12 protein-coding genes are annotated in these 11,853 nt (G+C 64.6%); 7 read left to right on the top strand and 5 right to left on the bottom strand.

Annotation, left to right across the window (positions count from 1 at the left end; genetic code table 11):
* Positions 1–26 precede the first annotated feature (26 nt).
* Both ACMHLQ_RS04960 and ACMHLQ_RS04955 read right to left on the bottom strand, forming a co-directional pair.
* Positions 27–710, bottom strand: coding sequence for a chromosomal replication initiator DnaA (locus ACMHLQ_RS04960; RefSeq protein ID WP_415403694.1), 684 nt, complete (start codon positions 708–710; stop codon positions 27–29).
* Between the two features lie 4 nt (positions 711–714).
* The gene (locus ACMHLQ_RS04955; RefSeq protein ID WP_415403693.1) at positions 715–1,806 is read right to left on the bottom strand and encodes an AI-2E family transporter; all 1,092 of its coding nucleotides are present in this window, start codon (positions 1,804–1,806) and stop codon (positions 715–717) included.
* Positions 1,807–2,035: 229 nt separating this feature from the next.
* Between ACMHLQ_RS04955 and proS the strand changes: the two genes are divergently transcribed.
* The 7 genes from proS to ACMHLQ_RS04920 all read left to right on the top strand — a co-directional run bounded on the left by proS (position 2,036) and on the right by ACMHLQ_RS04920 (position 9,524).
* Positions 2,036–3,373 (top strand): proline--tRNA ligase, encoded by a 1,338-nt coding sequence (gene proS / locus ACMHLQ_RS04950; RefSeq protein ID WP_415403692.1) that lies wholly within the window; start codon positions 2,036–2,038, stop codon positions 3,371–3,373.
* Between the two features lie 27 nt (positions 3,374–3,400).
* A complete protein-coding gene (locus ACMHLQ_RS04945) occupies positions 3,401–4,363 on the top strand; it encodes a serine hydrolase domain-containing protein (RefSeq protein ID WP_415403691.1) in 963 nt (320 codons plus the stop codon).
* A complete protein-coding gene (locus tag ACMHLQ_RS04940) occupies positions 4,360–4,863 on the top strand; it encodes a DUF2937 family protein (protein ID WP_415403690.1) in 504 nt (167 codons plus the stop codon). Before ACMHLQ_RS04945 ends, ACMHLQ_RS04940 begins: the two co-directional genes overlap by 4 nt.
* Before the next feature lie 54 nt (positions 4,864–4,917).
* Entirely contained in the window at positions 4,918–6,204 is a 1,287-nt protein-coding gene (locus ACMHLQ_RS04935; protein WP_415403689.1) for a lipoprotein-releasing ABC transporter permease subunit, read from the top strand.
* Positions 6,197–6,880, top strand: a complete 684-nt coding sequence (locus ACMHLQ_RS04930; protein WP_415403688.1) for an ABC transporter ATP-binding protein — start codon at positions 6,197–6,199, stop codon at positions 6,878–6,880. Before ACMHLQ_RS04935 ends, ACMHLQ_RS04930 begins: the two co-directional genes overlap by 8 nt.
* Before the next feature lie 108 nt (positions 6,881–6,988).
* Positions 6,989–8,476 (top strand): calcium-binding protein, encoded by a 1,488-nt coding sequence (locus ACMHLQ_RS04925; RefSeq protein WP_415403687.1) that lies wholly within the window; start codon positions 6,989–6,991, stop codon positions 8,474–8,476.
* A gap of 61 nt (positions 8,477–8,537) precedes the next feature.
* Complete coding sequence (locus tag ACMHLQ_RS04920; RefSeq protein ID WP_415403686.1) at positions 8,538–9,524, top strand: Ldh family oxidoreductase; 987 nt, start codon at positions 8,538–8,540, stop codon at positions 9,522–9,524.
* A gap of 10 nt (positions 9,525–9,534) precedes the next feature.
* Here ACMHLQ_RS04920 and ACMHLQ_RS04915 read toward each other — a convergent pair whose 3' ends face one another.
* From ACMHLQ_RS04915 to ACMHLQ_RS04905, 3 genes are read right to left on the bottom strand one after another with little or no spacing between them, the layout of a single operon-like run.
* Positions 9,535–9,969 carry a DMT family transporter gene (locus ACMHLQ_RS04915; protein ID WP_415403685.1) on the bottom strand — a complete coding sequence of 145 codons (435 nt, stop codon included), beginning with the start codon at positions 9,967–9,969 and terminating at the stop codon, positions 9,535–9,537.
* A 57-nt stretch (positions 9,970–10,026) separates the two neighbouring features.
* Complete coding sequence (locus tag ACMHLQ_RS04910) at positions 10,027–10,707, bottom strand: hypothetical protein (RefSeq protein ID WP_415403684.1); 681 nt, start codon at positions 10,705–10,707, stop codon at positions 10,027–10,029.
* Positions 10,708–10,760: 53 nt separating this feature from the next.
* Positions 10,761–11,171, bottom strand: a complete 411-nt coding sequence (locus ACMHLQ_RS04905; RefSeq protein ID WP_415403683.1) for a PaaI family thioesterase — start codon at positions 11,169–11,171, stop codon at positions 10,761–10,763.
* Positions 11,172–11,853: the final 682 nt, after the last annotated feature.

The raw sequence follows: 11,853 nt of genomic DNA, 5'->3' as shown, positions 1-11,853 counted from the left end.
AATCAGGTGTGACGGTTGAGTGACGTTTATCCCTCAGAGGTGGTGCCCTTGTCCAGCACCTCGGCCGCCAGCGCCCGCGTCACGGGCCTTTTCCGCGCAAGGCTGGTGGCGTCCAGATCGCTCACAATCCGGCGTGCGGCGTCAAAGCTGCGTTCCATATGGGTCACGAGATAGGGGATGACATCCGGGCGCGGGGTCAGTTGACGGTCGGCAAACAGCTTGGCGATCACGGCGGCCAATAGGCTGTCATCAGGGGCATCGACGGCGCCGTGGCCGGCCGCATCCACCCGGCTTTGCAGATCGGGCAGGGACAATTGCCACAGGTTCGGCGCGTGCGTGCCCGTCATCAGAAGGGGCAGGTGCGCCACTTGCAGGATGTTGTGAAGGTGAAAGAGAGCGGTCTGCGCCTCGGTGTCCTGGGCGATTGTATCGACGTCCTCGACCGCGACAGGCTGTTGGGCAAGGTTCGTGATGTCAGCGGTGCCCAGGTCGCGTGCGTCAACGATACGCGCGCCGCTCTCGTTGGCCCAGACATGGGCCAGATGTGTCTTGCCCGCACCGGGCGGACCGGTCAGCACCAGCTTGTGCAGGGGCCAGTTGCGCCAGTTTTCCACCATCGCCAGCGCAACGGCATTCGAGGGCGCGACCATGAAATCGTCACGCCCCAGCGCGGCGCGCGCTGGCAGGTCAAATCCCAACTGCGTGGCCATGATGCTACTCTCCGGCCTTGGCCTCGGGCTCATCATCCTGCTCGGCGGCTAGGCCAAGGTATAGACGGCTGTCGCGATAAAGCTCGATCAGGAAGCGGACGAGCACGCCCAGGGCCGCAGCCATGGGCACGGCCACAAGCATGCCGACAAAACCAAAAAGAGCGCCGAAGACGGACAGTGACAGGATCAGCCAGACGGGGTGCAGGCCAACGCTGTTGCCCACGAGTTTCGGGGTCAGAACATTGCCCTCGGCCACCTGCCCAATCACGAAGATGATGGCGACAGCGGCGATCCAGTGCCACTCGCCCCAGAACTGGAAGAAGGCAAGGCCAATGGCCAGCGCGCCGCCCACCAACGCGCCGACATAAGGGATAAAGGTCAGCAAACCAGCGACAAAACCCACCACAAGGCCGAATTGCAGCCCCACGACCATCAGCGCGATGGCATAATAGGTGCCGAGGATCAGGCAGACTGTGCCCATGCCCCGGATGAACCCGGCCAGCGTTGCATCAATCTCGCCCGCAAGACGGCGGATGACCGGCGCGTGGTCAAGCGGCAGCAGGTCGTTGACCCGCGCGATCATGCGATCCCAGTCGAGCAGCAGATAGACGGCCACCACCGGCACGATCACGAACAGCACCACCACATTGATCAGGCTGGCCGCCGATGTGAGGGCCGAGTTCAGCAACTGACCGCCGCGTTCGGAAATGGTCTGGCCCAACCCGTTCAGCGACTGGCGGATGGTCGAGCCTTCATCCAGCAGGCTAGGAAAGCGTTCGGACAGGAACGTGCCGATATTGCGCGCGATTTCGGGGGCGGCGTTGAACAGTTGGATCGCTTGTTCCACCAGCGTCGGGATCACCAGCAGCGCCAGAATGACAAAGATGATGACCGCGCTGACCGTGATCAGGGCAGTGGCCAAGGCACGGCTGCACCCCTTGGCCTCGAGCCAGTCGGCGACCGGATCCAGGAAATAGGCAATGGCCGCACCCAGAAAGAAGGGCAGCAACTGGTCGCCCAAAGCATAGAGCAGAACGAAAAAGATCGCCGCAGCGATCCCCCAATATTTGAACTGTTCGCGGACGGGCAGGGCCATGGTCACTCCGGATTGCGCATGGGCCTAGAGATGCGGGGTTTTGGCACGCGCCGCAACCCCCATGGTGTCGCGCAACTTCCCAAATTGAGCGCTGGCGCGCGCATGATTTGATTGTGGAATGGGGGCTCTGCCCCCAAACCCCCGGGATTTTTCAAGAACAGAGAAGGGACGTTGCGGGGCCTGCGCCTTTGGCCTAATCAGGACGAAACGTCTGATGGAGTGCCGCGCAATGCGTTTGAGCCGTTATTTTCTGCCCGTTCTCAAGGAAAACCCCAGCGAGGCGCAGATTGTCAGCCACCGGCTGATGCTGCGCGCCGGGATGATCAAGCAGGCCAGCGCAGGCATCTATTCGTGGCTGCCGATGGGCTTCAAGGTGCTGCGCAAGATCGAGAACATCGTGCATGAGGAACAGCAGCGCGCGGGCCACATGCCCATGCTCATGCCCACCATCCAGTCCGCCGATCTGTGGCGGGAAAGCGGGCGCTATGATGCCTATGGGGCGGAGATGCTGCGCTTCAAGGATCGTCACGAGCGTGACATGCTGTTCACGCCTACCGCCGAAGAGCTGATCACGGACATCTTCCGCGCCCATGTCGGCAGCTACAAGGATCTGCCGCTGACCATGTATCAGATTCAGTGGAAGTTCCGTGACGAGATCCGCCCGCGTTTTGGCGTGATGCGGGGACGCGAGTTCCTGATGAAGGACGGCTACAACTTTGATCTGACCAAGGAAGATGCGCTGCACGCCTATAACCGCCACCTGGTCACCTACCTGCGCACCTACGAGCGGATGGGCCTCAAGGCCATCCCGATGCGCGCTGACAGCGGACCCATTGGCGGCGACGACACGCACGAGTTCCTGGTGCTGGCCGACACCGGCGAAAGCGAGGTGTTTTATGACAGCAAGGTCACCGACCTGACCTTTGGCGACCGCGACATCGACTTTGATGACCGCGCCCAATGTGCCGGTGTGATGGAGGAGTTCACCAACCTCTATGCCCGCACCGACGAAACCCATGACGAGGCCCTGTTCAACGCGATTCCCGAAGAGCGGCGTCGCGTGGCGCGCGGGATTGAGGTGGGCCAGATCTTCTATTTTGGCACCAAGTATTCCGAGCCCTTGAACGCGGTCGTGCAAGGCCCCGATGGCAAGCAGGTGCCGATCCACATGGGCAGCCACGGCATCGGTGTCAGCCGCCTGCTGGGCGCCATCATCGAGGCGAGCCATGACGACAAGGGCATCATCTGGCCCGAGGGCGTCACACCGTTCCACTGCGGGATCGTGAACCTCAAGCAGGGCGATGCAGAGGCCGATGGCGCCTGCGATGCACTCTACCAAAGCCTCACCGCGCTGGGGCTCGAGCCGCTCTATGACGACCGTGACGAGCGTGCGGGGGGCAAATTTGCCACGATGGATCTGATCGGCCTGCCCTGGCGCATCACCGTCGGCCCGCGTGGCCTCAAGAACGGAGTGGTTGAACTGACCTCGCGCCGTACTGGCGTCAGCGAAGAACTGCCGCCCGAAGACGCTGTCAAGCGCGTGGCGGAGATTTACGCGCGCCATTGAACCGCGCCCCGTGATAGAGTGGACGCAATGCAGGCAAGCGTTCGAACAGTCCTGATCCTGATGCTGCTGCCGGTCATGGCCGCCGCGCAGGATGCCGATCGGATGACGGCGATGCGGTCCGCCTATGCGGACTGGCTGGTGCGCCACGAGATCACGGGCACGGGCGCTTTGGCCTATCGGGGGGTGCCTGCGACGGCCATCGGCAATGCCTCGGCGCCCATCGAGCTGGCAAGTGTCAGCAAGTCCATCACCGGGCTCTGTGCGGCGGCCTTGTCAGACAGTGGGCAACTGGCGTTCGACGACAGCGTGCGCGACGTGTTGGGGCAGGGCCCGGATGTGAGCATTGGGTCGCTCGTCACCCATACCAGCGGCATCGTCACGGACATCACCCAGGGGCTGATGTTCCTCTGGCTCGACACCGAAGGGGATCGCGCCGACGTGGTACTGACCATGATGAAGGCACCTGTCGGCAAGCCCGGCGTGTTTGCCTATAACAACGTCAACTACGCCCTGCTGGGCCTCGTGATCGAAGCCAGCGCAGACGGAACATATGAAGAGATTTGCCAACGCTATGTGCTGGAACCGGCAGGCGCGCGCGGGCAAGCCTCGCCACGCAGCGGCGGGTTCATCAGTTGGGGCGGATGGGCCGTGTCACCGCGCGATCTTGCGCGTGTGCACAGCCATTGGTTCGGACCCCAGACATCGACGGGGCGGGACCCTTTTGCCTACCCCCATGTCGCACTGGACGGGACGGAGGTGTATTACGGTCTCGGCACGGCCTTTCGCAAGAACCGTGCGGATGACGGCACTTTCAACTTCTGGCATTTCGGCGCGCTGTGTTTCCCGTCCCGCTTCAACATCGGGGCCTTCGCGGTGACATGGGGCGGCGAATGGACGGCCGTGCTGGGATACAACGGCTGCGTCGATGACGCGGCCCGACAAGAGCTTGACCGCGTGATGAGCCGCGCAGCCTATGGGCCATTCCAATGATCGTGCGGGCGCTGGTCCTTGCGGGCGGTGTTCTGGGTGCGGCGTCTGCCTCGCAATTCCCGGAATTCTCGCAGCAATACACGCAACGCCTTGGCGGCGCCGTGGACGCGCTGGGCCAAGTGGTCGCGGATTTCGACGCCTCGGCGCAGGCGGCTGGTTTGGACCGAGAGGCGGCACTGGCGCAAATGGCGGGCACCGCCTTTCTGGAGCGACGTCGCAGCGACATGGAACGCACCTTTGCGCGTCACGACAGGTTAAGCGCGGATTTGACGGTTCTGGAAACCGCCGGCCCCTTCATGCGGGCCTATCATGCCACGCGGATGCGCGATCGCGATGTGGCGCGCGCCGCCCTGGCCGTTTACGAACCTGCCGTGCCGCTCAACATGCCCGGCCTGGTCTTTGCTGCATCGGGCTTCCTTGCAGGGCTGGCCACGATCTGGGCCCTGATCCGCGTGATCCTGTGGCCCTTCGGGCGGCGGCGGACCGCCTCAAGGGCTTGACGCGCCGCGCATGCCCCGCCACTTGTGATCAACGCCCCGAGCAGGAGCCAAAAAATGGCCGCCCCAACAGCCCCCTTTGCCCCGTTTGAATGGATGATCGCCTGGCGTTATCTGCGCGCCCGCCGCGCCGAGGGCGGGGTCAGCACCATGACCTGGATCAGCCTGATCGGCATCACGCTGGCCGTCTTTGCCCTGATTGCCACGCTGGCCGTGCGCTCGGGCTTTCGGGCCGAATTTGTCGACACGATCCTGGGGGCCAATGCCCATGTCACCGTCTACCAGATTGGCGAAGTGACCGAGACGGGGCGCATTGATCGCACCATCGCGGACTACGAGGCCAAGGCCGAGGCGCTTGCCGCAGTGCCCGGCGTGACGCGCAGCGCGCCACTGGTGCGCGGGCAGGTCATGGCCAATCTGCGCAGCCGCAATGCGGGCGTGCAGGTGTTCGGGATGCGGGCCGAGGATCTGGCCGGGCTGCCGCGCATCGCCGATCCCGAAACCTCGGAAGGGGACATCGCCCGCTTTGACCAGGGTGTCGCCATCGGGTCCGGCGTCGCGCAGGAACTGGGCGTGCAGGTGGGCGACCGGATCAAGCTGATCTCGCCCAACGGGGTCAAGACGGCCTTTGGCACCAGCCCCCGCATCAACGCCTACGAGGTCACCTACATCTTTTCCGCCGGGCGCTATGACATTGACCGCGTGCGGGTCTACCTGCCGCTGGCCGAGGCGCAGTCGTTCTTCAACCGCGAGGGCGTCGTGGACGAGATCGAGGTGATGGTCGAAGACGCCGAAGCCGTCGACAGCTACCTGCCCGCGATCCTGCAAACGGCAGGAGAACGGGCGCAGGTCTGGACATGGCGCGACGCCTCGGGGGGCTTTCTGCGCGCGCTCGAGGTCGAGGACAACGTGATGTTCATCATCCTGTCGATCCTCGTGCTGATCGCGGCGATGAACATCGTCTCGGGGCTGATCATGCTGGTCAAGAACAAGGGGCGCGATATCGGTATCCTGCGCACGATGGGGCTGACAGAGGGGTCGATCCTGCGGGTGTTTTTCATCTGCGGGGCGTTCACGGGCATCATCGGCACCGCCATGGGCGTGATCCTGGGCTGCCTGTTCGCGATCTACATCGACCCGCTGTTTTCCTTTGTGAACTACGTGATGGGCGGCGGGGTCTGGGATCCGTCGATCCGGGGGATCTATGCGCTGCCCGCGCAACTGCATCTGGACGATGTGCTGAGTGCCGTGGCCCTGTCGCTGGGCCTGTCCTTTGTCGTGACGATCTTTCCCGCGCGGCGCGCGGCACGCATGAACCCTGTCGAGGCGCTGCGCTATGAGTGATCCTGTGCTGGCCCTGTCGGGCATCACCAAGACCTACAATCCGGGTCTGCCGGGTCAGGTGGATGTGCTGCGCGGCGTAGACCTGACGGTAGAGCCGGGCGAGGTCGTCGCCCTTGTCGCCCCCTCCGGTGCGGGCAAGTCGACGCTGCTGCACATCGCAGGTCTGCTGGACACGCCCGATGCGGGCACGGTGTCACTGGCCGGGCAAAACCTGACGGGCAAGTCCGACCGGCGGCGCACATTGGCGCGGCGCGCGGATGTGGGGTTCATCTACCAGTTCCACCACCTGCTGCCGGAATTCTCTGCGCTGGAAAACATCGCGCTCCCGCAACTCAGCAACGGCACCGCCAAATCCGCAGCCGAAGAGCGCGCGCGCATGTTGCTGGACCGCGTCGGCGTGGCACATCGCGCCGGGCACAGACCGGCGGAACTGTCGGGTGGCGAACAGCAGCGCGTGGCCTTTTGCCGGGCGCTGGCCAATGCGCCCAAGCTGCTGCTGGCGGATGAGCCGACGGGCAACCTTGATCCCGACACGTCCGATCAGGTCTTTGGCGCGCTGATGTCGCTGGTGCGCGATACGGGCCTGTCGGCGCTGATCGCCACGCACAACCTCGATCTGGCTGCGCGTATGGACAGAACCGTACGGCTGGATGCAGGGCGATTGGCGGCTGCCTGACCACTTTGGGTCGCAATTGGAAACAGAGTGTTTTGTCATCCGAGTTGGGTGATGCGCCGACGCTGTGGTACGGCAACAGGGTTAACAATTGCTGCCACAGGTTATTTCATGTCCCCGCTTCTCACCCTTTTGATCATCGGATTGGGGCCCCTTATCGCCGTACTGGATAGCGGCGATGATACCGCAACATCCTCCAGCACACCCGAAGACACCGGCGAAGACACAGTTGATCCCGGCACAGCCGGGTCCGAACTGACCGGCAGTGACACGGACGATGACAACCTGCTGGGCACGCTCTTCAACGACACGATCAGCGGGCTGGGTGGCAACGACACGCTCAACGGGTTTGACGGCGACGACATCGTCGACGGGGGCGACGGCGATGACGTGCTGCAAGGGCGCAATGGCGACGACTCCCTGATCGGAGGCGCGGGTGCGGACAATGTCAGTGGTAATCTGGGCAACGACACCCAGGACGGCGGCACCGGCGATGACCGCGTTGACGGTGGCGAGGGCGATGACAGCCTGATCGGGGGCGCGGGCGCGGACGAACTGCTTGGCTCGCAAGGCGATGACACGTTGATTGGCGGTGCTGCGGGCGCGACCATTGACGGCGCCGCAGATACGTTGGTCGGTGGCGACGGCGACGACGTGTTGTTCCTGTCGGACGCGGATATCGGCACCGGGGGCACGGGCGCGGACAGCTTTACCTTTGATGACGGCGAAACCGGCGCCATCGAGATCACCGATTTCGATGCATCCGAGGATGTGCTGGTGGTCGAACAGGCCACGGGCACCCCTGTGACCCTGCTGGGCCAGACCGTCACAACCGACGGCGTTGTCGTCTCCTTCGACAGTGGCGCGACGGTTCTGCTGTCCGGCCTGACAGAGCCGGTTGCGGATGACGCGATCACCATCATCGACGCCGATCCCACCCCAACACCGGACACACCTGTCGCCGACGACACGGTGACAAGCGCAGAGGGCGAAGACACAGTCACCGCAGGCGAGGGCGAAGACAGTGTCGAGGCCGCCGCAGGTGATACCCAAACCTTCACGGGCACCGACAGTGCCGAGACGCTGACCGCGCCAGGCCCGGACCAGGCGCTGAACGCCGATCTGCAAGGGGGCGATGACAGCGCCACGGGCGATGCGCAGGACGACACGATTGCGGGCGGCGCGGGGGCCGACACGCTCGTCGGTGCTGCGGGCGACGATCTGATCCTGTCTACCGGCACTGATCCCGGCGCAGCCTCGGACACGGATATCGACAGCCTCGATGGGGGGCTGGGCGATGACACGCTGGTGCTGGGCGTGGGCGACATCGCCACTGGCGGCGAGGGGGTCGACATCTTTGCGCTGCGCCCGGACGTGAACGACACGGTCACAGTGGGCGATTTCGACGATGCCGAAGACTTTCTGGTGATCGAGGCCGAAGACACCAGCGACGTCACCGTATTGGGACAGACGCCAACGGCCCAAGGCATCGTGGTCAGCCTGTCCTCGGGTGCGGCCGTGCTGCTGGCGGGGGTGACAGACCCGATCAATCCGTCCCACATCCTGATCGAAACGCCCGGATCATCAACGACCGCTTGACGCAACGCCATGATTTTGCTCTGACTTTACGTCGCGGCCCTTGCCGCGGGAGAAAGACAAGATGCCAGCCGTTGCCTTGGCCGAAATTGAACGTACCGTACAGGCCGCACTGATGCGTCATGGCGCCGGGGCTTTTGCCGCTGCCGAGGTGGCCCGCGCCACCGCCCGCGCCGAGGCCGCTGGCAACCGCATTTGCGGGCTCTACTACCTGGAAAGCTACTGTTTGCAGTTGCGCACGGGCCGCGTGCAGGGGGACGTGGTGCCCGTGGTCAGCGCGCTGCGCCCGGCTGCGATCCATGTGGACGCGCTGATGGGCTTTGCCCAACCCGCCTTTGCCTACGGGCTGGCCCCCGCGCTCGATGCCGCGCGGCAGTTCGGTGTGGCAACCCTGGCCGTGGGGCACGCCCATACCTGTACGTCGCTGGGGTACTTCACAGAACAGATCGCCCAGGCCGGACTGATCGGGCTGGGCATGACCAATGCCTCGCCCATCGTCGCACCTCCCGGTGGCAAAAGCCGCATGATCGGCACCAACCCGATTGCGTTTTCCGTACCCGATGGCAACGGCGGGTTGGCGATGCAGTTCGATCAGTCCACCACCACCGTCGCCCTGGGCAAGATCACCATGGCCAAGGCCGCAGGCACATCCATCCCCGAAGGCTGGGCGCTGGATGCGGACGGCCAGCCCACCACAGACCCCGAGGCGGCACTCAGGGGCTCGCTCGTGTCCATGGGCGGCTACAAGGGCTGGGGGTTCGGGCTGATGGCCGAGCTGTTGACCGCAGGCATGGCCGGAGGCGTGCTCAGCCGCGATGTGAAACCGCTCAAGGCTCCGGACGGGCCGCCACATGATCTGGGGCAATACTACATCCTGATCGACCCAAGCACCTCTGACACGTTTACCGACCGGCTGACGGCCCTCTCCGCGCTTGTGGGCGAGGATGAAGGCGCGCGGCTGCCCGGGCAGCACCACGTTTTGAATGACCCGGTCGAGGTGGATCCAGCCGCCTGGGCGCAGGCACAAGACCTGGCTGCGCTGCCCGCCTGAGGGCGGCGCGCTAGGCCTGCTGCGTCAGCCACACACCCGCCGCCATCAGGGCAATCCCACCGATGCGCGCCGCGCCAAGGGCCGTGGCCTGCGCGCCAAACAGGCCAAAATGATCAATGGCCGCGGCGCTGATCAACTGGCCCAGCAACACGAAGAACACGGCATTCCCGACCCCGAAATGGGGCGCGATATAGGTGATGGACAGCACGTAGAACGCAATCAGCACACCGGCGAGAAACAGGTGCTTCGGGGCCGCAGCCAACCGCGCCATGCCTTGCGCCCCCGTGGCGGCAAAGACGAGGGCCGAGGCCGTCAGGGCAATCAGGAACAACACGACTGCCGCTGCGGCAGGGCTGCCAAGCCGTGTGCCAAGGGCTGCGTTCAGGGCCGCAAGGATCGGGATGCCAACCCCCGCCAAAAGCATGATCAGCGCATATTGGGCCATCTCGGCTCCTCCTCATTGCAGGCCAGGCGACAGGGCCGCCCGCCATGGCATGTCACGTCAGCCGCAAATGCCGTTCACCTCGACCCCGTCCCAGGGCAGGCGCACATCATGTTGGCGGGACTGGGGCAGGGCAGCCACCGGCATCGCCTCGGCGATCAGGGCGTGCAGACGTTGGGTGCGCGGCGCTTGCGGGGCCAGTGCCCGGCAGCACACGAATTCCTCGACGATGGAGCCTTGCTGCTCAAACCCAAAGTCAGAAAACTTCCGATCGCCTGCGATATCAAACAGATAGGGGTCGGTGCCGAACCGATGCTCGGTCGCGGCCTTGAGCGGGGAATAGCCCGTCACCTCGCGGTTCTGCCACTGCCAGACATGGGTAAGCTCATGGGCCAGCAGCATGGCGGCGATCAGGTTGATCTCGCCCGGATAGTCGGGAACGTAGTCCTCCAGATACCAGTCCTTGTCGAACAGCACATGGGTCCACAGCGCCACGGCCGCAGGCTTGGCGGTCACAATTTCGTCCTTGGGCGGGGGCAGGATCAACTCGCGACAGGTGGTGCGGGGGCGGGCCTTGCGGCGAAACGTGACCGCGCGCGTGGGCGATCCGTTGACAAGGCGCACCCGCTTCACATCCAGCGCATCGCCGTGGATGGTGCGGGTAAAGGCGATCTCGGCCTCGGTCAGCGGACGGCCGCACCCGGCAATCAGGGTCAGGATCAGGAACAGGCGCAGGATCATGGGCGCAGTAGGGGGCAGATTGACACTGGGTTCAAGACGAGAATGCGTGAGGATCAGCCCGGTGCCGCAAAAGTGGCGGTGGCAAGCGCAACGGGCTTGCCCGCTGGCAGCGCGCTCAGGGTGCAGCGGGCAAAGATCAGGGCGCGGCCCGCACGCGTGATCTCGGCCTCTGCCCGTATGGTCTCACCCGATCCGGGGCGCAGGAATTGGGTGTCGAGCGTCACGGTCGCCACCGGCACCATCCGCCCCAGATGCGCACCCGCCGCCAGCACCATGGCCGTGTCGGCAAGGGTGGCCAGCGCCTGGCCTGACACGATGCCGCCCACGCGCGCGATGTCAGCCGTGATGGGGATGTCGAGGGTAACGCCTGCCGCGCCGGCGCTTGTGACGGTCGGCGACAGGGCCAGCACCCAAGGGGCAAAGCTGTCGTCAAGAAAACGTTGTACATCAGTCAGTTCGATCATTTCACCACCCTGCCGGGACGGGGCGGCGCTGGCAAGCCCGTCGCGCGGGCGTGATCAGAGGTGATGGGGCAGGGGCTGGATGTGCCGCTTTGGGTCCCCCACGTCTTAACCATGATCGCGGAGGATGACCTTCGCGGCACGCACCGCAGGCCACCACTCACGGATTGTCGGCCTGCCTGGAAAGGAGAGACGAGATGGAAAAGGTGATCATTCCCACCGTATTTGGGTTCGCCGCCATGATGAGCCTGTGGGCCGTGGTTGGCGTGGCGGTTTAAGGGCCGCCTGAGATGTTGCCCGCGCGATGTCTGGACGTCACGCGCGGGCAACCCTGTCGGCGGCGGGTGGTGCGCATGTGTCCCCCCTTATGTGCCTGCCCGCCGCCGCTGAATTGCCCCCGAGATGCCCCGATTTGGTAAACGCTGGTTAACCATTTGGAGGGCATAAGGAAGGGGACACGGACGACACATTGGTCCGGTGGTTTTGTTAGTGAGTACCGGCGGAGGCGAAAGCCTCCGCTTTTTTGTAAGCGTCCGCAAAGCGGGCGCGTCACCCGGCAGCGTATTGCAAAGCAATGCACGAGAGGGTCAGCGCTTTTCAAGCACAGCGCGATAGACCACCTCGCCAGCCGTCGCTGCTACACCCGAGGGCGGAATCAAGGCCAAAGGCCGCCGCCCCATCGCCG

Source organism: Tateyamaria algicola, from assembly GCF_047715485.1.
Classification (GTDB): Bacteria; Pseudomonadota; Alphaproteobacteria; order Rhodobacterales; family Rhodobacteraceae; genus Tateyamaria.
The sequence above is the reverse complement of the archived record's forward strand: the minus strand, read 5'-3'. Positions and strand labels throughout refer to the sequence as shown.